Source organism: Paenarthrobacter sp. NPDC089322 (genome assembly GCF_040684895.1).
In the GTDB taxonomy this organism is placed as follows: domain Bacteria; phylum Actinomycetota; class Actinomycetes; order Actinomycetales; family Micrococcaceae; genus Arthrobacter.
In genome coordinates this window covers 119,341-141,572 of sequence record NZ_JBFBGW010000003.1, presented here as the reverse complement: position 1 = coordinate 141,572, position 22,232 = coordinate 119,341, and the positions used below count along the sequence as shown (strand labels likewise).

22 protein-coding genes, 1 other RNA gene and 1 riboswitch are annotated in these 22,232 nt (G+C 61.8%); of the genes, 7 read left to right on the top strand and 16 right to left on the bottom strand.

Going from position 1 to position 22,232, the window contains the following annotated elements; genetic code table 11:
* Window positions 1–23 precede the first annotated feature (23 nt).
* The 5 genes from hisN (at window position 24) to AB0N65_RS04605 (ending at window position 4,641) form a co-directional block, all read left to right on the top strand.
* Window positions 24–836 carry a histidinol-phosphatase gene (gene hisN, locus AB0N65_RS04625; RefSeq protein WP_364158322.1) on the top strand — a complete coding sequence of 271 codons (813 nt, stop codon included), beginning with the start codon at window positions 24–26 and terminating at the stop codon, window positions 834–836.
* A 181-nt stretch (window positions 837–1,017) separates the two neighbouring features.
* Window positions 1,018–1,131, top strand: a riboswitch (SAM riboswitch).
* Window positions 1,132–1,160: 29 nt separating this feature from the next.
* On the top strand, window positions 1,161–2,570 hold the full coding sequence (locus AB0N65_RS04620) for an aminotransferase class V-fold PLP-dependent enzyme (protein WP_364158319.1): 1,410 nt from the start codon (window positions 1,161–1,163) through the stop codon (window positions 2,568–2,570).
* Between the two features lie 157 nt (window positions 2,571–2,727).
* Window positions 2,728–3,489, top strand: coding sequence for a class I SAM-dependent methyltransferase (locus AB0N65_RS04615; RefSeq protein WP_364158852.1), 762 nt, complete (start codon window positions 2,728–2,730; stop codon window positions 3,487–3,489).
* Between the two features lie 27 nt (window positions 3,490–3,516).
* Complete coding sequence (locus AB0N65_RS04610; protein WP_364158316.1) at window positions 3,517–4,230, top strand: metal-dependent transcriptional regulator; 714 nt, start codon at window positions 3,517–3,519, stop codon at window positions 4,228–4,230.
* Window positions 4,231–4,266: 36 nt separating this feature from the next.
* On the top strand, window positions 4,267–4,641 hold the full coding sequence (locus AB0N65_RS04605; RefSeq protein WP_364158313.1) for a hypothetical protein: 375 nt from the start codon (window positions 4,267–4,269) through the stop codon (window positions 4,639–4,641).
* Between the two features lie 6 nt (window positions 4,642–4,647).
* On the opposite strand, the gene AB0N65_RS04600 is transcribed toward AB0N65_RS04605, so the two are convergent.
* The 14 genes from AB0N65_RS04600 to AB0N65_RS04535 all read right to left on the bottom strand — a co-directional run bounded on the left by AB0N65_RS04600 (window position 4,648) and on the right by AB0N65_RS04535 (window position 16,033).
* Window positions 4,648–5,577, bottom strand: coding sequence for a trypsin-like peptidase domain-containing protein (locus tag AB0N65_RS04600; protein WP_364158849.1), 930 nt, complete (start codon window positions 5,575–5,577; stop codon window positions 4,648–4,650).
* 267 nt (window positions 5,578–5,844) lie between these two features.
* Window positions 5,845–6,213, bottom strand: a transfer-messenger RNA (tmRNA) gene (gene ssrA / locus AB0N65_RS04595).
* A gap of 127 nt (window positions 6,214–6,340) precedes the next feature.
* Window positions 6,341–6,811 carry an SsrA-binding protein SmpB gene (gene smpB / locus AB0N65_RS04590; RefSeq protein ID WP_364158310.1) on the bottom strand — a complete coding sequence of 157 codons (471 nt, stop codon included), beginning with the start codon at window positions 6,809–6,811 and terminating at the stop codon, window positions 6,341–6,343.
* Window positions 6,812–6,893: 82 nt separating this feature from the next.
* The gene (locus tag AB0N65_RS04585; RefSeq protein WP_364158846.1) at window positions 6,894–8,306 is read right to left on the bottom strand and encodes a peptidoglycan DD-metalloendopeptidase family protein; all 1,413 of its coding nucleotides are present in this window, start codon (window positions 8,304–8,306) and stop codon (window positions 6,894–6,896) included.
* A 56-nt stretch (window positions 8,307–8,362) separates the two neighbouring features.
* A complete protein-coding gene (gene ftsX / locus AB0N65_RS04580) occupies window positions 8,363–9,277 on the bottom strand; it encodes a permease-like cell division protein FtsX (protein ID WP_364158307.1) in 915 nt (304 codons plus the stop codon).
* Window positions 9,274–10,038 (bottom strand): cell division ATP-binding protein FtsE, encoded by a 765-nt coding sequence (ftsE, locus tag AB0N65_RS04575; protein WP_364158304.1) that lies wholly within the window; start codon window positions 10,036–10,038, stop codon window positions 9,274–9,276. The genes ftsX and ftsE overlap by 4 nt, the downstream gene beginning before the upstream one ends.
* A 215-nt stretch (window positions 10,039–10,253) precedes the next feature.
* Window positions 10,254–11,369, bottom strand: coding sequence for a peptide chain release factor 2 (gene prfB / locus AB0N65_RS04570; protein ID WP_364158301.1), 1,116 nt, complete (start codon window positions 11,367–11,369; stop codon window positions 10,254–10,256).
* Window positions 11,370–11,418: 49 nt separating this feature from the next.
* Window positions 11,419–11,829, bottom strand: a complete 411-nt coding sequence (locus AB0N65_RS04565) for a pilus assembly protein TadG-related protein (RefSeq protein ID WP_364158298.1) — start codon at window positions 11,827–11,829, stop codon at window positions 11,419–11,421.
* Between the two features lie 56 nt (window positions 11,830–11,885).
* Entirely contained in the window at window positions 11,886–12,347 is a 462-nt protein-coding gene (locus AB0N65_RS04560) for a hypothetical protein (protein ID WP_364158295.1), read from the bottom strand.
* Complete coding sequence (locus AB0N65_RS04555; protein WP_364158843.1) at window positions 12,331–12,702, bottom strand: TadE family protein; 372 nt, start codon at window positions 12,700–12,702, stop codon at window positions 12,331–12,333. Before AB0N65_RS04555 ends, AB0N65_RS04560 begins: the two co-directional genes overlap by 17 nt.
* A 23-nt stretch (window positions 12,703–12,725) precedes the next feature.
* Entirely contained in the window at window positions 12,726–12,974 is a 249-nt protein-coding gene (locus tag AB0N65_RS04550; RefSeq protein WP_364158292.1) for a hypothetical protein, read from the bottom strand.
* A 43-nt stretch (window positions 12,975–13,017) separates the two neighbouring features.
* Window positions 13,018–13,959 carry a type II secretion system F family protein gene (locus AB0N65_RS04545; protein WP_364158289.1) on the bottom strand — a complete coding sequence of 314 codons (942 nt, stop codon included), beginning with the start codon at window positions 13,957–13,959 and terminating at the stop codon, window positions 13,018–13,020.
* The gene (locus AB0N65_RS04540) at window positions 13,956–14,810 is read right to left on the bottom strand and encodes a type II secretion system F family protein (protein ID WP_364158286.1); all 855 of its coding nucleotides are present in this window, start codon (window positions 14,808–14,810) and stop codon (window positions 13,956–13,958) included. The genes AB0N65_RS04545 and AB0N65_RS04540 overlap by 4 nt, the downstream gene beginning before the upstream one ends.
* On the bottom strand, window positions 14,810–16,033 hold the full coding sequence (locus AB0N65_RS04535) for an ATPase, T2SS/T4P/T4SS family (protein ID WP_364158840.1): 1,224 nt from the start codon (window positions 16,031–16,033) through the stop codon (window positions 14,810–14,812). Before AB0N65_RS04535 ends, AB0N65_RS04540 begins: the two co-directional genes overlap by 1 nt.
* Window positions 16,034–16,319: 286 nt before the next feature.
* Here AB0N65_RS04535 and AB0N65_RS04530 point away from each other — a divergent pair, with 286 nt between their 5' ends.
* Together AB0N65_RS04530 and AB0N65_RS04525 are read left to right on the top strand one after the other, a co-directional pair.
* Window positions 16,320–19,043, top strand: coding sequence for a GH25 family lysozyme (locus tag AB0N65_RS04530; RefSeq protein WP_364158283.1), 2,724 nt, complete (start codon window positions 16,320–16,322; stop codon window positions 19,041–19,043).
* A gap of 263 nt (window positions 19,044–19,306) precedes the next feature.
* Window positions 19,307–20,653, top strand: a complete 1,347-nt coding sequence (locus tag AB0N65_RS04525; RefSeq protein ID WP_364158281.1) for a hypothetical protein — start codon at window positions 19,307–19,309, stop codon at window positions 20,651–20,653.
* 56 nt (window positions 20,654–20,709) lie between these two features.
* Here AB0N65_RS04525 and AB0N65_RS04520 read toward each other — a convergent pair whose 3' ends face one another.
* Entirely contained in the window at window positions 20,710–21,150 is a 441-nt protein-coding gene (locus AB0N65_RS04520; RefSeq protein WP_364158278.1) for a hypothetical protein, read from the bottom strand.
* 185 nt (window positions 21,151–21,335) lie between these two features.
* Window positions 21,336–22,121, bottom strand: coding sequence for a hypothetical protein (locus AB0N65_RS04515; protein WP_364158275.1), 786 nt, complete (start codon window positions 22,119–22,121; stop codon window positions 21,336–21,338).
* Window positions 22,122–22,232: the final 111 nt, after the last annotated feature.

The window sequence follows — 22,232 nt, the reverse complement described above, 5'->3', positions numbered from 1 at the left end:
ACGATTCACGATAACTTGGTGGCATGACCCAACCCGTTTCCAGCTACAACGACGACCTGCGCCTGGCCCATGTCCTGGCAGATTCCGTGGATGCACAGACCATGGACCGCTTCAAGGCATTGGACCTGCAGATCGAGACCAAGCCCGACCTGACCCCCGTCACCGACGCCGACAAGGCAGCAGAAGAGGCGATCCGTGGCCAGTTGTCCCGCTCACGTCCCCGTGATGCCGTCCTTGGCGAGGAGTTCGGCAGCAGCGGTCATGGTTCGCGTCGCTGGATCATCGATCCCATCGACGGCACCAAGAACTTCGTGCGCGGCGTGCCGGTGTGGGCCACGTTGATCGCGCTCGTCGACGAGGGCGAACCCGTGGTTGGCGTAGTGAGCGCACCGGCACTGGGCAAGCGTTGGTGGGCGGCCAAGGGCATGGGCGCGTACACGGGACGTTCACTTGCCTCGGCCACGCGGCTCAAGGTTTCCAACGTGTCACGACTCGCCGACGCCTCATTGTCCTATTCGAGCCTCTCCGGCTGGAAAGAGCGTGGCAACCTTGACGAGTTCCTTGGCCTCACGGAAGACGTGTGGCGGACCCGTGCCTATGGCGATTTCTGGTCCTATTGCCTCGTCGCCGAGGGCGCGGTGGACATAGCCTGCGAGCCCGAACTCAACCTCTACGATATGGCCGCACTAGTGCCGATCGTCACGGAAGCGGGGGGTCGCTTTACATCCCTGGAGGGCGAGGACGGTCCCTTCGGAGGCAATGCCCTCGCCACCAATTCCATCCTGCACTCCGAAGTCCTGAAGCAACTGAATCCTGGACTGGACGATCTCCTCTGACACAGCCCGGCACGCGACTTCACGGCCGGTTTGCAGAATTTTCGACGGCGGATGCCCCCTTCCGGGGGCTTCCGCCGTTTTTTCTTCGTCAAAACGAGGATTTTCCAATCCGCCGTAACAATGTGCTTAACAAAGGATCCGGCTTTGGAACGGGCGCGGAGAGTGCCCTAACCTCTTTACAGGTCACGAGTGCCAGCGCAAAACCCCGGTTTGCTGGCCGGCAACCCTCCATTCGCGGTGGGGTGCCCCGGGTGACGACCTGGCCGGTCCGGAACGGATGCGGCAAGCGCGGATCCCTTGGGGATCCCTCTTGAGTGAGGTCCAATGAGCACTGCTACGTTCAACTCCACCATCCTGCCGTCCCTGGCCGCCGAAGAATCGGTGCGCGAAGCCGCCGCAGGCCGTCCCCTGGCCGCAGTTACCGGTGCCGAACTGCAAGCTCCCCTGATCCAGGGCGGACACGTCCGCTACGCAAACCTGGACTACGGAGCGTCCGCACCGGCCTTGACGATCGTGTCCGCATATCTGAACGAGATTCTCCCGTACTACGCGAGCGTCCACCGCGGCGCCGGATACGCCTCACAGATCAGCACCTCCGTTTATGAGAACTCCCGCAACGTGGTCCGCGAGTTCGTCGGCGGCAGGCCCGATGACTCGGTCATTTTCACGCGGAACACCACCGATTCCCTGAACCTGCTGGCCGGCTGCCTGCCTCAACTGGCCGGGAAGCACACTGGTGAGGTCCTGTACCTGGACATCGAGCACCACGCGAACCTCCTTCCTTGGCAAGGAGTCCCGCATCGCAGTGTCGTCGCCCAATCCACCTTGACCGGCACCGTGGCCAAGCTGCGTGACGAACTCAGCCAGGGTGGGGTCTCCTTGCTGGCCGTCACAGGCGCATCCAACGTAACGGGCGAGATCCTGCCTATCGCCGAACTCGCAGCACTCGCGCACGAGTACGGTGCACGCATTGTGGTGGATGCCGCGCAACTCGCCCCGCACCGCCGCATCAACATCGCCGAAGCCGATGTCGACTACGTGGTCTTCTCCGGCCACAAGCTCTACGCACCGTTCGGTGCGGGCGTCGTGGTCGGCCGCCCGGACTGGCTCGACGCCGGCACTCCGCACCTTGCCGGCGGTGGCGCGGTCCGCGAAGCACGTCTGGATTCCGTCAGCTGGGCTACGGGTCCGGCACGCCACGAGGGCGGTTCACCCAACGTTCTCGGCGCCGCGACCCTGGCTCGCGCCACTCAAGTACTGTCCGCGCTTGACCCCCAGGCGTGGCATGATCACGAGGCAGGCATCCGCTCCTATCTGGTTGAAGGTTTACGGGCAATCGATGGTGTGACCGTCCACCAGATTTTCAGCGATTCCGTGGACACCATAGGCGTGGTCAATTTCTCGGTGGAGGGATTCGACGCCGGACTGGTCGCGGCCTACCTTGCAGCTGAGCACGGCGTCGGTCTCCGTGACGGCCGCTTCTGCGCTCACCCCCTCCTCAAGCGCCTCGGGCTGCCTTCGGGGTCCTTGCGTGCAAGCTTCGGCGTCGGCTCCCGGTTGGAGGACGCGGCCCGCTTGCTCGCCGGTATCGAGGAGTTGAAGCGCACCGGACTTGGCTGGGACTACGTCGTGGACGAGGGCCGTTGGGTTCCCGCCAACGATCACCGCAGCTACCCCGAATGGGCACCGAACACTCCAGGTACCGCCGGCGCTGCACCCTGCACAGTCGACTAAGCAGGAGCCCACCTGCCGAGCACTGACCCACGGGAGCGTCCGGTAGTCCACTGACGTATTCGTTCCGGATCCTGCGGTAGATTCGTAGGTATCCCACGGCGTTTGCGGCAAAAGGAGTTTGTGCGTGGCCATGCGTTCAACTGGAGTCTCCGGCCGTATGGGCAGGGGCGGCGGCCCCCGGCTCCATGCCCGGCGCCGGCACGAACTTGGCCAGAGCTTCCAGGACGGCGGGGAGCATTATGACCGCGTGCGCCCGGGCTACCCGGCAGACTCCGCCGATTGGTTGATTCCCCCCGGTGCAATGTCCGCCGTTGACGTTGGTGCGGGCACAGGAAAGTTCACTGCACTTCTGGTTAAGCGTAACTTGGCGGTGACCGCCGTCGATCCTTCCAACGACATGCTGGAACAATTGCGAAAGTCCTATCCGCACGTCATTGCACTGGAGGGAACGGCCGAGGCGACCGGACTGGCGGACTCAGCATTCGACGTCGTCAGCGTTGCCCAGGCGTGGCACTGGTGTGACCCGCTCGAGGCGAGCACGGAGCTGGCCCGTATCCTCAGTCCGCAAGGGGTTCTGGGCCTGATCTGGAACCAACTGGATACCTCTGTACCTTGGGTCCACCGCCTTTCACGCATCATGCATGCCGGCGACGTCCACAAACCGGGTTTCCGGCCGGTCATCGGCCCGGAATTCAAGGACGCAGAGAGCCACCTCACGACGTGGACGGACACGGTTTCGCCGGAAGATGTCATGGAACTGACCAAGTCCCGCAGTTATTACCTCCGCGCCAATGACACTACCCGCGCGAAGGTCATGGCCAACCTTGAGTGGTACTTGTACGAGCATCTTGGCCATGCGCCGGGAGAGCTTCTCGGATTGCCCTACCTCACGCAGACCTGGCGGGCCCGCAAGGCCTGAATCCCGCGGCCACGGTAGGCTTGGACTGTGAAGACCAGTACGCCCTCCTCCTCGATCGAGGACTACGTCAAGGTCATTTACTCCTACACGGAGTGGCAGGACAAGCCCATCACGTCATCCCAACTGGCCCAGCGGCTGGGTGTTGCCAACTCGTCGGTGTCCGAGATGGTGCGAAAACTCAAGGACCAAGGTTTGGTGGACCACCAACCCTACAGTGCCATTCGGTTGACGCCGGAAGGCATGCGCCTGGCGTTGGCGATGGTCCGGCGCCACCGTCTCATTGAGACCTACCTGGTTGAGGAACTGGGATACAGCTGGGATGAAGTCCACGACGAAGCCGAGATGTTGGAACATGCAGTCTCGGATACCTTCATCGAGCGCATGGCAGCAAAGCTTGGCCACCCCGTGCGGGATCCGCACGGCGATCCCATTCCGGCAGCCGACGGCTCAGTCGACCTACCGCATGCCTACCGCATGATTGAACTGGATGAGGGACACTCCGGCCGGATAACCCGCATCAGCGACGAAAACCCCGACCTTCTCCGGTACCTCGCCGCCGAAGAGATCGCCCTCGACTCACCTGTCGAGGTTGTGGGGCGCAAGCCGTTCGGCGGGGCGCTCGTGGTGCGGATCGGGAGTGGAACACGGCGACGTGAATTCGATCTCGCCGATGAAGTCACGTCAGCCCTCTGGGTACAGAGCGGCGAAGTCCACGAGGGCTGTATTCTCCCGGCCCGCTGACAAGCTGCCCCGGCGCGTCCGGTCCCGTATCGTTGAATGGTGATGAGTAGACGTGACGCAGCCCTGGCCCTCGATATTTCCATGGAAATGGCCCAGCGCCACGGGATCCCACCGCGCGTTTCCGATGCGGAGTTCCGCGAGCTCCAGGAAAATCCGCCGGCCTGGCTGCTCCAGTCACGTGCCAACCGAACGGGTAAACGACCGGTCTGGATCCACCTGACGTGTGCAGTGTGCGGATACTCGGAGGCGGTGCGGCCAAAGAAATGGTGGCCTGACTTCTCCTTCGTGTTCTGCGGACATCATCGGAACAACGAGTTGCCGGAGCTCTTCCCGGGAGATGTCCGCAGCGAATACGACGGCATCGGCAGCCGGTTCGTAGGCATCGTGGACGTCCCCAAGGAGCAGTCCTAGCCCGTATCAGCGCGGTTGGCTCATCTCGGAAGGTACCGCCATGAGCTGCAGTATCTTCCCCTCCCGGAGCACCGTCAGTAGGAACGGCTCGCCGATCGCCTCGGCGAACAAGAGTTTCTGGAGACTTTCCGCGCTGGAAACCGCACGTCCCAGCGCGCGGAGGACCAAATCCCCTGGTTGGAGTCCGGATGATTCTGCCGGTGAGCCGGCGATGACTTCCACCACCCGGAGGCCCTCTTTCTGCCCGGTCCGGACCACAGCGCTGGCGTCAAGCGGGATGGGTGTACTCACCAAGCCCAGGTAGGCGCGTCGAACCCTGCCATCCTTGAGGAGGGACGCAATGATGCGCTGCGTGGTCTTGTTGATGGGGACAGCCAATCCGAGGCCCAGTCCCGCCACCGCTGTGTTGATACCGACGATCCGTCCCCGGGTGTCAGCCAACGCGCCCCCGGAGTTTCCCGGGTTCAGTGCTGCATCCGTTTGGATGACGTCTTCTATGACACGCCTGTGCTCCCCCGCCCGTACGGGAATGGAACGCCCCAAACCACTGACGACGCCGGCGGTCACCGATCCCGCCAAGCCGAGCGGGTTGCCCACCGCGATCACCAATTGCCCAACCCGCAGGGAATCGGCGTTCCCCAGGATGGCTGGCGGAGGCGTGGACCGCAGACCACGGACGACTGCCAGATCGGAGAGCGGATCGGCACCAACCAACTCTACGTCGCTGTTTTTGCCGTTTGCGAACACGGCGCGGCCCGACTGGATGCCTGCCACTACGTGCGCGTTGGTCAACATATAGCCATCACCAGTGAAGACCACAGCCGAACCGCTGCCCATCCGCACCTGTCCACGGCGTGTGCTCGTCATTTCAATCGCGGCCACGTGGGGCGTGACGGATTCTGCCACACGGATGACGATGGTCGAATAGGCGTCCATCGCCGCATCATCATCAGCGTACGAACCTGATACGTCTTCCCCCCGCGCCAACGGCGAAGGCAGATCCTCAGGTAGTTCAAAATCCGGCTCGGTGCTCATCACATGCCTCCTGCCACCGCCATGCATCCCGTCACTGGTCTTCGTACAGTGCTTATCGAATACAACGACTTTCAAGGGGACGCTAGTCCGGATTCGCCTACGCCGTGGGTGAACGCCGGCTGCCGGATAAAAGAAAACCCCCGGATCACAAGGATCCGAGGGTCTTCAGGGTGGAGATGGGGGGAATTGAACCCCCGTCCGATGTCGTGTTGTCAGGGCTTCTCCGGGCGCAGTTTGCGTCGGATTTTCTCGGCCCCAGCCATCCTGCAAACAGGTGGCTGATCCGGGCCCAGTCATCTAAGAGTCCCGTTTACCTCAATGACGAAGGCAAACAGCAGTGGCTATCTAAATGACGCCAGGAACCGGGGCGATAGCAACCCCGGGCTGACGGACTGTCTTACTGCTTAGGCAGCAAGAGCGAAGTCAGTGCGCTTAGATTCGGCACTTATTGGTTTGCAGACAGCGTTTACGAGATAATTCTGCATCCTCGGCCCGCTTCACCTGTCGCGACTAACATCGTCGAAACCGATCATCCCCGTATTTTGTTACCAAACCGGCAGGCGGATCGAACCATCGAATTCCTACCGGACTATCCATCATAACGCATGTTCCGTGTCGATCATTCCCGGGACACGAGCTATGTTGCCCATAATCCGCTGCCGGGTTAGCGGCGGTTCCGCTCCCGCAGTTCACGCAGCGATTCACGCTTGTCCTGCTGCTCGCGGAGCGTTTGGCGTTTGTCGTAATCCTTCTTGCCGCGGGCAATGGCGATTTCGACCTTGGCCCGCCCGTCCAGGAAGTAAAGCTGCAGGGGCACCACAGTAAAGCCGGACTCGCGGATTTTATGCGAAATCTTGTCCAGTTCTTCCCGATGGAGGAGGAGCTTACGACGACGGCGGGCAGCGTGGTTGGTCCAGCTCCCTTGGTTGTACTCGGGAATGTGGATTCCCTCCATCCACAACTCATCGTTGTAGAAGGTGCAAAAGCCATCCACCATTGAGGCGTGGCCTTCGCGGAGCGACTTGACCTCCGTACCCATAAGCGCAATGCCTGCTTCGTAGGTATCCAGGACATGGTAGTTATGCCGGGCCTTCCGATTGGTGGCCACTACCTTACGGCCACTTTCCTTGGGCACGGTAGAACTCCTTGTTGGTTGCGGATTCCAACCAGTGTACGCCAGCACGGCGGTGAAACCGCGCGTGGCGTCGACTGATTCCCTAAAGCAGGGTCATGGGGTCGACGGCGGCGCTGTTGAGCCACGTCTCGAAGTGCGCATGGCAGCCTGTAGAGTTGCCGGTGCTCCCCGAATAGGCAATCAATTGCCCCTGCGATACGTGTTGGCCGTTGGCAACCACGATGCTGCTGTTGTGGTAGTAGATCGTGGTGAGCGAATTACCTTGCACAACGCCATGTGACAGCTTGACCCGCCAGCCCCCACCGTCCGCGGAGTTCCAACCCGAGTTGAAAACCGTGCCGGCCGCAGCGGCATACACGGGAGTTCCACAAGCGGCGCCGAAGTCGATACCGGTGTGCATGTATCCGCCCGTTCCGTAGAAATCGATGGTGCCAGGCGGTGTCGCCCGCCAGCCGAATCCTGACGTGATGGGTACGTAGCTGGCGAAGGGATGGCGCAAACCAAAAGCCGAAGGCGAACCAACAGGCGGCACGTAGGGCACTTCCGGCGGCGCCGGCCTCCCCTGTGCTGCCGCTGCGGCGGCCGCAGCTGCAGCGGCCTCCGCTGCCAAGCGTCGCTGTTCGGCTTCCCATGCCTCTCGAAGCTTCCGGTCCCGTTCGACGATTTCCGCTGCCACGGAGTCCTGCTCAGCCTTCACACGGGCAAGATCGGCTTCAATGACGGGCCGTGCGGCTTGGAGCTGGCCGTTCAGGCGCGTGGTGTCCTCGATGAGCTTGTCTACTTCGGCTTTCTTGCTGGCTGCCTCGTCACGCGCAGCCTTCTCTCGTTCCAGGGCGGCGTCAGCTTTTGCTTTCAGGTCCTGGATCTCCGCTTCAACGGCCGCAAGCCTCGCCTGGGAATTGACGTTGGTTGCATTCTGCTGGGTCAATTTGGTCATGGCCGCGTTCTGGCTTCGCATGGCCTGGTCGGCCAGGTCCATGGACTCCGTCAGGCTCCCGGATTCATTCGACCCAAACAGGAGGGCGATGTTCGTAGGCACACCACCGGACTTGTAGGCCTGAGATGCGATCTGCCCGATCAGCTTTTTGGTGTCGTTGATTTTCTGCTTGTCGCTCTCCAACTGCTCCGTGATCTTGGCTTTGTTCTGCTGGGCAAGTTCCACCCTTGCAGCCAACGCTTCTACTTCCTTAACAGCGCTGGCTACACGTCCTTGGGCCTCAAGAAGGGCCTGTTGGGCTCCAGGGAGCCGGCCTTGGTAGATCACCAGGTCGCCGGCCGCCTTGGCAATCTTCGAGTCAACGAATTCAAGGGACGCTTGCACGCGTGCAGCTTCAGCTTCCAGGGCAGCTTGCTGGTCATCGAGTTCATCGGCTTGGGCCGCAGGAGCTCCGGAAAGGAGGCTGACAGCGAGACCCACCGCGAGTACGGCGCCAAGAATCCGGGCTTGGCCGGACGCAAGGCGCCGCCGCAGGGAATTCTGGTCCAACGTGGTCATCATGAGTCCTTTTTCGCTTGTCAGCACGGTTGCACGTCGGCGTTGATGGTTCATCGCTAAACCTTCAAGTAGCGCCGGAGGGTCAACAAGGAGGATATCCCGGCCAAGCCCCCACCCAGCCCAATAAGCACAGGGGCGATCACAAGCACCTGGGTCGACGAGATGAAAGGTGTGTTAAGGAACTGCCTTGAAAGGTCGCCATTGAGCCAGAAATGTGCCATCAGCCACAAGGTTGTGGATGCCAACAGGGCGCCAAGGACGGCGGCAATCACACCTTCCAGGATGAAGGGCAACTGGATTACTGCCTTGGAGGCACCTACCAGCCGCATGATTCCCGTTTCCCTGCGGCGACTGAAAGCAGACAACCGGATAGTGGTGGTTATCAGCAGTACAGCGCAGAAGATCATGACGGCAGCTACACCCATGGCGGCAACAGAAGCCCCGTTCATCCAGGAAAAGATTCTTTCAAGCACCTGGCGCTGGTCACTGACCGTTTCCACGCCGGGCTGGGAAGAAAACGTTTCGCTGATGATCTGGTACTTTTCCGGATTCTTCATGTTGATGCGGAAAGAGGCCGGCAATTGGTCCTCGGAGACCGAGTCAACAATCGGTGAGTTGGAGAACTGCTCCTTGAAGTGTTTGTACGCCTCAGCTTGCGATTCGAATTGGAAATCGTTGATGTACTGCTTTACAGCGGGAGACTCAAGCATCGACTGAAGGTTGTCCTGCTGTTCCTGGGTCACAGCCCCCGAAGCGCAACCGACCGCCGTCGAACCCTCGTTGCAAAGGAAAACGGCCACCTGGACTTTGTCGTACCAGTAGCCCTTCATCTGGTTGATCTGCATCTGCAACATGCCCGCTGCGCCAACGAACGTCAGCGAAACGAAGGTCACGAGGACCACGGAAATCACCATGGACAGGTTGCGCCGCAAGCCGCTGCCGATTTCTCCAAGGATAAAAAGGAGCCTCACAGCTGGGCCCCCTGCGCGCGGTTGATTTCCTCGCCGCTGGCGTCCCGCAGCCGCCGTGAGGCGCCCACCACGGGGATCATCGACGTGTAAAGCGCCTTCGCCTCGTCACGGATGACCTTGCCGTTTTCCAGTTCCACGACCCGGCGGCGCATTTCATTAACGATGTCGTCATCGTGGGTCGCCATGACAACAGTGGTGCCGTTCTGGTTGATCTTGTCCAGGACACCCATGATGCCCATGGAGGTGATGGGGTCCAGGTTTCCTGTGGGTTCGTCCGCAAGGAGGATGCCTGGCCGGTTCACGACCGCCCGGGCGATGGCCACCCGCTGCTGCTCACCACCGGAAAGCTCGTGGGGCATCCTGCGCTCCTTGCCTTCCAGGCCCACAGTCTTAAGTACTTCCGGGACCGTTTCCCGGATGATGGAGCGGCTCTTACCAATCACCTGCATGGCAAAGGCGACGTTCGCGAAGACATTCTTTTGCGGCAGGAGCCGAAAATCCTGGAAAACTACGCCGATTCCGCGCCGGAGTTTGGGCACTCGCCAACTGGAGATGTTGGCCACGTTTTGCCCGGCAACGTAAACAGCACCCGAGGAAGCCTTGTCTTCCTTCAGGATCAACCGCAGGAACGTGGACTTGCCTGAGCCCGAAGCCCCAACAAGGAAGGTGAATTCACCGCGGTTGATCTCAAGGCTGACAGAATCGAGCGCCGGTCGGGCATTCTGCTCATAGACCTTGGTGACATTCTCAAATCTGATCATGGCCCTTTTGGAACCCCGCCGGACCTGACGTACTCGCCCAGTCCAACAGCCGGAGCGCGGGCTTTCGATGGGGGAAGTGAGAGCACCGGCTCCTCGACTATACGCACGAGAAACCCGGGATTCCCGGGGTTTCAGGGGCGTGTCGCTGAATCCGCGGGCATCAGCCCTGCCCTGCCCCGCGCGGCGAGCTCCTCCCGTCGCTCGCGGGCCCTTTCCTAGCTTGCCGCGTTGCGGTTGCCGGTACGCCAGCGAATTCCGGCGTCAATGAAGTCATCGATGTCGCCGTCGAGCACAGCCGAGGTATTGCCCACCTCGTGTTCCGTGCGCAGGTCCTTGACCATTTGGTAGGGGTTGAGGACGTAGGACCGCATTTGGTCACCCCAGGAAGCCTTAACGTCCCCTGCCAGTGCTTTCTTTTCGGCGTCCTGCTGCTCCTTCTTGAGCAACAGCAAGCGCGATTGAAGCACCCGCAGGGCAGCGGCCCGGTTCTGGAGCTGTGACTTTTCGTTCTGCATCGACACCACGATCCCTGTGGGGATGTGGGTCAGGCGTACTGCGGAGTCCGTTGTGTTCACGGACTGGCCACCGGGCCCCGAAGAGCGGAAGACGTCCACACGGATCTCGTTGTCGGGGATGTCGATGGAATCGGTCTGCTCGATCAGCGGGATGACCTCGACCGCAGCGAACGATGTCTGACGGCGGCCTTGGTTGTCGAAGGGACTGATCCGAACCAGGCGGTGCGTACCGGCCTCGACGCTCAGTGTTCCAAACGCGTAGGGCGCCTTGACCTCGAACGTTGCGGACTTCAAACCTGCTTCTTCGGCATAAGAGGTGTCCATCACCGTGGTGGGGTAACCGTGCCGTTCCGCCCAGCGCAGGTACATCCGCAACAGCATCTCCGCGAAGTCGGCCGCGTCCACTCCACCGGCCCCCGCCCTGATAGTTACCACGGCCTCGCGTTCGTCGTATTCGCCCGACAACAGGGTGACGACTTCAAGTTCCGCGAGGGCCTTGCGAATGGACGAAAGTTCGTTGGCGGCCTCGGCCATTGAGGCTTCGTCGCCCTCATCCTGGCCCAGTTCGACGAGTACTTCGAGGTCATCGATGCGAGCACCGAGCTTGGTAAGACGCTCGACCTCCGCTTGCTTGTGCGACAGCCGCGAGGTCACCACTTGGGCGGACGCGGGATCGTCCCAGAGGTCCGGCGCTCCGGCCTGTTCGCTCAGTTCTGCGATCTCAGCCTTCAAGGATTCGATGTCCGTGACATTCTCGATGGAGCCGTAAGTAGCGCGAAGTCCGCGGATTTCTGCGGGAAAATCAATATCAGCCATGGTCATTCCAGCCTACGCTATCCGCCGTGGTGCCCCCGCGGCGGCGTCATCATTGCGTCAGACGAGACCTTGCGGTGGAACGGACTTCGATGACGACCCCTTCCGGAAGCAGGAAACTGATCAACGGCGGACGGGCAACGGCACTCAGCACCACAACGGCAGTTCCACCTGGAGCGCTCCCCGTTCCAGGTCCCAGTTGTAGTTGTTCGTGCTCCTGGTATGCATCGGTGTCAACCAGGAAGCTGACGGCCGCGCTTTGCACACGATCATTGGTCAAGGACGCCATGGGAGCATTCGTTCCTTGGATATCCGTCGCCAGGTAGGTGTCAGCGGCGGCCAGCGCTGCCCCATCAGCCGCGGACAACAGTTTTTTGCGTTCCAGGTAAAGGGCTGATGCCGCGAAGACCACCGAGGCCAGCAGGAGGAGCAGGAGAACGAAACCGACGATCAGAACGCTCATTTGTCCATCGCTTCGGCCGCCGGGCGCCCGCCGCTGCCGTGCCATATGACGCAGCGTCAATGGAATCGCCCTTGTACTTGTGTGGCAGATGCAGTCAACCGTGCGGCGTCCAGTTGCAAGACATCTCCAAACGGGACCATCGGCAGCGGGACCGTCAGGCGGACCACGGCGGTGACGGCGGTTCCAGCCGACGAGCAGTCAGCGGGATCGCAGATAATCTCAACGTCGGCCATCGCGGCGGAAAATCCGTGGTCCTCCAGAGCCATGACGGCTGATTGTTCCGCGGCCTTGGTTGCTGCATCTGGTTCCGCCTGCGACACAAAGACTTTGGCGGCTTGGTCCGCCGCACCGACGACGGCGAAGGAACCACCCTGGATTTGCCCCACAGTGACCACGAAATAGACCACGGGCACCATGAGCAGCAAAGCCAGAAAAGTGAACTCAACAACCGCGCTGCCCTCTTCGCTCCGTCCGTGCTCCTGGACTTGGCCCGGACTCGTATCACGGCAGGATCGCATGCCCTTTCACCTCCAGAAGTCCCCGGGGGCCCAGCATCCCGACCAACGGCAGGGGCGCCCTGACGGTAACCTCGAGGGCATTCATCCCGTCGTAGCTGATCTCAGTAGCTGTTACGTCCTCAGCGAAACCGCCGTTGAGCGCCGTAGTGATCAGTTCGGTAGCCCTGCCCCGGGCATCCGAGGCCGTGCGGTCGGCGAGCGCGCCATGCCGGGCTCCGGACGCTGCAGCATCAATGAGGGTGTTCCTGACATGGAGCACCAGCATGAGCTGAACGATTGACATGCAGAACACGGTCAGCAGCGCAGCAACCAGCACGAAGTCGACAACAGCCGAGCCCTCCTCCCCGGACCGCATGCCGTGCTGTGCCCGAGGCACGCTCAGTTGCCCACTTTGGCCATGGCTTGTTCGAAGAGGTCCTCGAGTGCGGGCGAGGCGATGGCCAGCAGCCCGGCGACGAGGATCGCGGACATTAGGGTGATCATCACCCATCCGGGGACGTCGCCCCGCTCAGCGTCTTCCTGCGATGCCAGGAACTTCCGGGTTGCTCCCGCTCCCCTGACGAACAGGGCAGGCAGGCCGAGGTACAAGGTTGCAGCTGTAAGCAGCGGGTGTGCTGGTGATTTCATTTTTCTCCCCAATGGTGTGTGTGGTGTGGCTGATGAAGTGGAGTCATAGCGTCATTTCCAGGGCGGCAACTGCCGGGAAAGCTGCGAAGATGACCGTCAGCGGCAAGACCCCGAACACGAGGGGAACCATCATTCCGATCTCCTTGCGGCCTGCTGATTCCATGAGTTCGCGTTTGGCGGCGTCGCGGACATCAGCGGCCTGCGCCCGAAGGACGTCGGCCAAGGGTGTTCCCCGCTCGACTGCCACCACTAATCCGTCGACGAACCGCACAAGCGGCGCAAGTTCTGTTCGCGCCGAGAATGCCTGAAGTGCTTCCGCGAGCGCCTTCCCGGAACGGGTATCAGCAAGGACAGTCGAAAATTCCGTGGCGAGCTCACCGTTGGAACTCCTGCACACCCTGTCCATTGCTCCCATCGCACTCTCGCCTGCTGCTACTGCCAGTGCCATCAGTTCTGCAAGGCCGGGAAACTCCGCGAGCAACGCCGACTCCCGTCGCTTGATGCGTCGGCCCAACATGAAGTCGGGCAGCAGGTACCCGCACAGGGAGCCCAGGGCAACACCCGCCAGCGAAAGTACCGGACTGAACCGGCCTGACGCCGCACTGATAGCGACAGCGGCCAGGGCGCAGAGGAACCCGGCTGAGGCCCACAGCAGTTGCTCCGCGCGGAAGTCCAAGGGCGACTTCGCTGTTCCCGCCCTCGCCAGGCGCTTTCCCAAGGCGGCACCTCCGAGGTGAAAGCGCCCCAGGTACTTGATTCCGTCCCGAATGACCGGGCGCACTATTCGCTCAAGCGGGCCGAAGGGAGTGAGATTGTTTGTCGGCGTACGCAGCAGACGGGATTCGAGGTTATGCGATTTCAGTTGCGGGTCAACCCGCTCTGCAAACGTCATCCCACGCATGAAGGGGAGCCGAACCAGAATCAACCATGAGCCGGCCCCCAGCAGCAGGCCCAGGAGCACAGCGGCCGCGGAAGGTGTCCTCACCTGAGCACCCGCTCATCTTCGGGCAAGGCTCCGACCCTGAGCATCACGGAGTAGCAGACAACCGATATCAGCAGGCCGCCGATGAGGACAACGGCGCCAACTCCCGAGTTGTAGGCCAGCATCGCTTCAGGCCGGCCGGCCATGACCACAAGGACTACCCAGGGAGCAGTCACGGCCAGCCGTGCAGCATTGACCGTCCAGGATTGCCGGGCTTCCAGCTCACTTCGGGTTCGGGAGCTGTCCCTCAGGAAACCTGCCAGAGTGCCCAGCATCAGGCCAAGATCGGAGCCACCCACTTCACGTGTCATCCGTAAGGCTTCGATGATCCGGTCCGCCACAGGGTCGGCCAGTCGCTCCTTAAGTTTGTTCAGTGCAGACTCGAAGTTGCCCCCGGACCTATAGTCGGCACCGAAATCGTGAAACAAGCTCCGTAGCTCTTCGGGCCCGTTGTGTCCGAGCTGGATCAGGGCCTCAGGCAGAGCCAGGCCGGCACGAATCGCCGAGCGGAGGTGGTCGACGACGTCCGGCCACAGCTGGCGGAGTGTGATTCGTCGCTTACGCGCCGTCCGACGAACGAGGGCAAACGGGGCCCATCCGCCGAAAACGCCAAAACACAGGGCCACCGGCAGCGAGCCGGTCAGTACGAAAAACACGAGCATGGCAAGGAGCCCGGAACCTGCGCAACTCAGAAGGAGGCCGCCACCCGAGACTTTCTCGATCCCGGCAGACAACAGCAGCAGTTCCAAGGGCCGGGACCTGCTCTTCCTTGCATCCTTGGAGGGGTTGTCCCATGCGGACCACCAGATGAGGAAAACGCCGGCGCCACAGATGATGCCCAGCAACGGCGCCATCAGTTCAACTCCAGCAGCGCGGCAACATCAAAACCTGCCCGGGAAAACTTCCCGGAGGCAGGCATTGAATTCGCTGTGGGCTGCAGTTGGCCTTCAACCATCCGGAATACTGTTGAGGACTCTATGACACCGTTCTCTACGCGTCGGCCGAGAGAGAGAATCTCAGTGACCTGCCTGCGGCCGGTTGAGTGACGGCTGCAATGCACCACCAGATCAATGCATGAGGCGACTGTGGGCAGAACGAAGGCGTTGGAAATATTTGCTCCCGCGAGCAAAGGGAGCGTGCAGATCTTGGTGACGGCGTCATGCGCGGAGTTGGCGTGCACGGTGCACATCCCGGGGAGCCCCGAATTAAGTGCGATGAGCATATCGAGGCTTTCTGCTTCACGGACCTCCCCCACGATCAACCTGTCAGGCCTCATGCGAAGTGCTTCCTTGACGAGTCTCCGCAGCGGGATTTCGCCCCCGCCCTCCAGATTGGGCTGGCGGCATTGCAGCCCCACGACGTCCCGCAAGGGGAGTTGCAACTCAAAGATCTCTTCGACTGTGATGACCCGCTCGCGAGGGCCGATCCCTGCTGCAAGACAGTTCAACATGGTGGTCTTCCCTGCCTGCGTGGCGCCGGATACCAGGATGTTGAGTCCGCTTGCTACTGCCGCCCCAAGAAACCTTGCCGCCTGGGGCGTCAGGCTGCCCAGTTCCACAAGGTGCTCGAGCCGGCTGGCCCTGGCGATGAATTTGCGGATGTTGACGGCCCAGTGCCTCTTGGTGACGTCGGGTATGGCCACATGCAGGCGGGAACCGTCGGGGAGCGCAGCATCCACAAACGGGGACGATAGATCCAGCCGTCGCCCGGAGCTTTTCAGCATCCGTTCGACGAGGTCCCGAACCTGCTGCTCGCTCAAGCCAACAGTCGTCAATTCCGATTCGCCGTTGCGGGCTACGTAGACCTCGTGCGGCGCGTTGATCCATAGTTCTTCAACGTTGGGGTCGTCCAGTAGCGGCTGCAACGGCCCGAAGCCAGCGACCGCGTCAAACACATACTGCCGGGCCGTTTCCAGCGACCCGATTGGGGGAAGAGGCCCCAGGAGCGCGCGTTCGTCGTAGTCGCTGACAGCGGCTTCGACCAAACGCCTGACGTCGGCGGGCTGTTCCAGCGGATCCAGGCCGCGGCGCCGGATGAGTTCCCGGACTTCGCCCTCAACGATCCGTAATGCCTCCATGATTCCCCCAATAACCTGCGTGTCCGTAAACGAGAGGCGCATCTCGAGTTACTTACGCTAGGCGAGCGGGAGGGGCCCGACAAAGAGGGCCGCAGCGGCCTGTGGATAAGTGCGAAACAAAGGTCACCTTCGTCTCGCTCGTCCCACTAGTCACTCCTGTTTCAGAATGTTAGGGTAAAGGCCGTTAGGAGCTGGCCTTTGGTCTCATGCGCAGGCGCCCGCCCCGGAGCTTGTCCGCAAGCCACACCATGCCCCGCTGAGCCGCGGCGCAGGGCCGGATTTGGATATGACAAGATACTCAGCTGCGACGGTCGGACCCGGATTCCTGGCCAAGGCCGGGATTGGCCTTGCCATTGTTCTCGTTGCCGGCACCTTTCCAAGCGCCATAGCATGGGCAGAAGACTCCGGACCGCGGCCAGCTCCCCCGTCGGTGAGCGGTGAGGCCGCCCCTGCACAGGCTCCCCAGTACCCACCTGCGGTTCCGGGTGCCGGCCAATCGCCTGCCCCGGCGCCATCCGCCCCGGCGCTGACGGGGCAGCCCGAGCCGACTGCCGCCGTCGAGCCTTCCGGCCCCGCGCCGGCCACGGGGCCTGTCCCCGAGCCCTCGCCGAACGATCCGTCATCACCGGCCAAGCCCGGAGACGCTCCCAACGCAGAGGCGATGAAAGCGGCAATGCGTGCAGCCATCCCGGCCGGCGGGGCCGAAATGGGGCAGCGCTCCCCCAGGGTCATGGCCGCCAAGAATGACAAGGGCGGTTCCGCAACCGCGGGCTCACGCGGAGTAAGCCGGATCGTCCCGATGGCAACCGATGTAGGACACTGGCGCCCGACGATCGGAGTCCACGGGCAGGACGTCAGCGCGCACCAAGGCAACGTCGACTGGCAAAGCCAGTGGAACCAGGGTTCGCGATGGGCCTACGTCAAGGCGTCGGAGGGCAATTACTACCTCAACGAGAACTACACCCAGCAATATGACGGCTCCCGCAATGTGGGCATGGTTCGCGGCGCGTACCATTTCGCCATACCCAACTGGTCTTCCGGCGCAGACCAGGCCCGCTACTTCGTGGCCAACGGCGGCGGCTGGACAGCCGACGGCTACACTCTCCCACCCGTCCTTGACATCGAGTACAACCCCTACGCCGGAAGAACCATCAACGGCTTCTACTTCGGCAACACGTGCTACAACATGTCCAAGGCGCAACTTGGGCAGTGGGCCGCTGATTTCGGCAACACAGTCAAAGCCCTCACCGGCCGCTTCCCGGTCATCTACAGCACCACGGACTGGTGGAACACCTGCGTAGGAAACTCGACGTTCGGCAGCTACCCTCTGTGGCTCGCCTCCTACTGGACCAATCCCACCAATTCCCCAGGTTCAATGCCCGCCAGCTGGGGCAACTACACCATGTGGCAGTACAGCAGCACCGGGCCGTTCCAAGGCGACTCCAATATCTTCAACGGCAGTTATGACCAACTGCGGACCTTCGCCCGCGGGGTTTCCTACCCCTCGAATCCCTCCATCAAGTCGCCCGCCGACGTCCTGACCACCAGCTCCTCCGGTCGGCTGGACGTCTTTCCAGCGAACGGGAGCGGACGCATCACCGGCCCTGTAGCCATTGGTTCCGGCTGGGCAGGGGCAAAGTCGCTGTACGTCGTTGACTGGAACCAGGACGGCGTCCAGGACATATTGTCCCAATGGCAGGACGGAACATTGAAGGTCTTCCGGGGTGCGCCCGGCGGGAGCTTCTACTCGCCCATCCAGGTCGGCTCGGGGTGGCAGGAAATGTCACTGACGGTCGGTTGGTGGAACTACAAGGACGCATATCCGGGCGTGATCGGGCAGGACTACCGCGGCAATCTGTACCGATATCCAAACACCGCCGGTGGAGCCCTGGGGAACGGCGTCCTGATCGGAACAGGCTTCAGCGGCCACCAGCTCAACCAACTAGACCTTGACTCAGATGGCAACCAGGACATGGTCACACGGACGGGCGACGGCACGCTCCGTCTCTACCGTTCCAACGGGGTAGGCAGCTTCTACAACGAATCCGCCCGTGTCATCGGGACCGGTTGGGACAGCATGACCGCGGTCGCTTCCGCAACCAATTTCCACGGCGCAGCCTCGCAGGGACTCCTGGCACGCGCGGGTAGCGGGGACCTCCTCTACTACCCGATAGTTTCGGGAAACTGGGGCAACCGCAGCCTGGTCGGACTGGGGTGGAACGATGCAAGCCTGATCAGCGGCGCGCCCCTTGATGTTGAAACGACGCTGGGCATTGACCAAGAGGACCTCCTGGCGATCCGGCCCGACGCCAATCTGTACAGGTATCCGGGAACAGGCACCACGGCGCTCCTGCCGGAGGACCTCATCGGAACGGGATGGGCGGGACTAAAAGCAGGCTTCGTCACGGATTGGAACGACGACGGCGCCCTCGACATAGTGGCCCAGTGGTCGGATGGCAGGTTGAACGTCTACCCGGGCAGGACCGGTAGCGGCTTCGGTGCACCGATATCCCTCGGCACCAACTGGAGGGCGTGGACACTGAGCGTCGGTACATGGAAGAAGTCCGACGCCCATCCCGGAATCGTCGGCTACGACTCGAACGGCCGCCTGTACTACTTCAGCAACCCCAACGGCAGGACGGTTTCCACGGGGGTTGCCATCGGAGCCGGTTGGGCGGGCCTCGACATTGTCCAGATGGATTTCGACAAGGACTCCAACGCCGACCTCCTCGCGAAAACAAGCACAGGCGACCTCAAGCTGTACCGCTCCAATGGAAGCGGCAATTTCGTGCAGGAGGCCCCCGGCGTTGTCGGTACGGGATGGAATGTCATTTCGAGCATGGGTGCAGTACGCGGTTTCGCCGGTTCCGGTTCCTCCGGCATCATCGCCCGCACAACCATCGGTGAACTGCGCTATTACCCGGTCTTATCCAACAGGACCTGGGGAAATGCAAGCAAGATAGGAACGGGCTGGAACGGGCTCACGATCCTGGCCCCGGCCGCACCATAGGTCCTCGCGAAAACCGGCACTCCACCCGTCACGGGCCTGCCCACCGGAAATCTTCGGGAACAGGCCGGCGATTGCTTTGCCGCACCCATCGGCGCTTGCCGGGTCCACAATTAAATTCCCCCGGGCGCCCCTAAATTGCGGGATCACATGGTCTAATGAAGGTGGTCTCACGTATTGGCTGTTCGGCGCATTCGGGAAACGTACTTTGTTTGGGGGCAAGCGAAGAAGATCACCCATTGCGCGCAATCAAGGAGTGATCTTATATGGCGTTTAGAGTTGGAACTGCCAGCACTGACATTACGCCGTCGCTGAGCACCAATCCGTACATGGCAGGATACGGGTCCACCGACGGCGGTCGCGAGGCCACCAGCAGTTCACCGTTCGAGCCCCTCTATGCTCGGGCAATCCTCATCTGGGAAGACGCACACCCCCACATCATCATCAGCCTGGACGTCCTGGCGCTGCCGAGGGCCATGCACCAAAGAATCCGCGACAGGATCATCGGCCTGGCGGATTGGACAAGCAGCGACATCCTGATCCAGGCCACACACACGCACAATGGACCCGCCCTGATCGACACGCTGCACCCCTATATGGCGTACGGGTTGTCAGACCTCGGATTGGTACAGTCCTACAGCGCGGACCTGGAGGACACAGTGGTGGACCTGGCGCAGGCCGCCTTGGATGCCGACGAAGTCTCGGTGACATTCGACTACAAAGTGTCAACCCAAAACTTTTCCGCGAACAGGGTGGGTCTGCCTTACACGGAAACTGCGGTGCCGATCCTCGTCGCACGAAGGGGAAACGGTACTCCCGCTGCCGTCATTTTCAGTTACGGCTGCCATCCGATCAGCGCCGGCTTGCGGACGCTCTTCGACGGGGACTTCGCCGCAGGCGCCTGCAACTACATCGAGAACCGCAACCCGAATTGCTTCGCGATGTTCATCCAGGGACCCGCTGGAGACCAGGACCCGGGCGGCGTGCGCGGGTGGGAACTCCGTGACCGGCATGGCGATGCCCTGGGCGCCACCGTTCACACGAACATGCAGTCGGCGGGGCGGGCGCTCAGCGGCCCGATGGTCACGCGCTACCAGGAGGTCCAACTGCCACTCGATATCACTCCCACGGCCGGTAACCTGGCGGCGGTTCGTGCTGCCTACGTCTCCCGCCTGGCCAACCCCAACGGGCAGCCACAGTGGTACCAGCGGCACGCCCAGGTCATGATCGGGCGGATCGACAGCAACAGCTACGACACAGCAGTACCCTCCCCCTTCCAGGTGTGGAAATTCAATGGCAGTCCCCAGCTGAAAATTGCCATGATCGGCGGAGAACTTGTCAGTGGATATGCAGCCTATTTCCGTAGCCGGAACGGCGGAAACAACGGAATTATCGTGGGCGGATATGCAAACGAATCCTGCTGCTACATACCCAGCAATGAATTCTTCCCGCCTTTCATGCCGCTTGGCAGCTATGAGGGCGGTTGGGAACCCGATTTTCCCGGAATTGCCGGCGGATCAATGACCGTTTACGGCCATCTGGCCCATTTCAAAGGCGGTTCAGACGGCGTTGAGACGACGCTTATCAATGCGATGAATTCATTGCTTGCCTAGCGAAGAAACAGATAAGCAATGGGCGCGGATCCTTGGATCCGCGCCCATTCATGTTGTTATTGCCCGGGCGCTACGGTCTTGAGCCATCTCGTGAGCAGGACCGCTTGGGGTGCCAACGGCGCCAGCGTCAAGGACCCCTTAACCACCGGCACCCCGTATGCCGCAAGCGAAGCGTCCAAGGTGCGGTGATCGGTCCGCGTACTCGCCCGGATGATGCGGAGGCACAGTTCCGAAGGCTGTCCGGAAGGGGCGCCGGCAGCCACTGCCGCGTTGACGGCGGCCGTCTCCTCGGCCGTCAGTACATGCGGGCCACTGCCCACGTACGCCACCCGGCAGTCCGTGATGTGCATATACCTCGTCGAAGCCCACACTTCCTCAAGGCTCGAGAACGTGCCAATGAGGCTGCCATCGGCGGCCGTGCACGTGAACTGATACCTGATGAGCGGCTCGGGCCGTTCCTTGGGGACTTTGTCATCGTTGGCAACGACAGGCGCCATATCAAGGGCCGACGTCCGGGAAGTTTCTACATTGGTTCCTGAGCAACCGGCAAGGGCAAGTGTCGCCACACCGAGCTGAAGAACACTGCGCCTGCGCATGTCCACCGAGGGATCCCCACTTCATTCGGATGCTCCCCAGCTCCGCATGCATTGGTTATTCGCCCCAAGCCGTTTCCGGCTGCGTCTTAGTACATCTTCCCCCAAATCCCGCATTTGTCACTAGTAAAGTTTTGGCCGGTTCCGATCTGCGTCCCGTTCATCGCTTCGGACAGTCCGCCCCGGGCAGCCTCGCTCCCGCCTGAACCTGCCACGGACCACGTGCATTCAGCGGCAGACGGGCCTTGCTTGACGAGCTGGTACGTGCCCGGTTCCACGGCTTCGCCGGCAACGTGGCTTCCATCGCCCACCCTCGTGCCATCGGCCCAAGCCGCGATGATCTTGCCTTGGGGAGCATCCGGACAGTACGACGCGGCGGCCTGCAGTTCTTCGCGACCGGCGTCCTGGAAACCGTCCGGACCGGTCTCGTCGCTGACCCGAGTGCAAAGCCGGAGCACGTTCGCGATCACGTCCAGCCCGCTGTCCGTCCCCTGGGGGTCGGCAATCCCGATAGCTTCAGCCTCCCGGGGCGTTGGCTCGTACGGCTCTTCGCCGGTGAATGTCACCTCGCAGGAGTCCATTCGCGTGTAATTGGTGGCAGCCCACACCTCCGCAAGGCTCGACAACTGGACTTCCGGGGATGCATCCAGGCTGGAGCAGCGGTAGGCCCACCGACCCGGCTCATCCGCTGCTGCGGTCGGCTCGCCGGTCCCGGTGCCTCCCGGGACGTTCGACGGCGATTGGCTGGGTTCGGCTGTGGCGCTGGAAGTGTTGGTTACAGAGGTACTCGCTCCCGGAGACGCTTGCGGCGATGGAACAGTGCACGCAGCCAGCATCACCAACATGGGCACCACCGTCGGAATCAGTCTGCGCATTGTGTCCTCCACCTCAATCGTGCGGTGGCTGGATTGCCCGGTCAAGACGTCAAGGGCAGCTCCATGTCCGACGCAGTTTCCACGGTCAAACTACGGCTCCGGAAAAACACA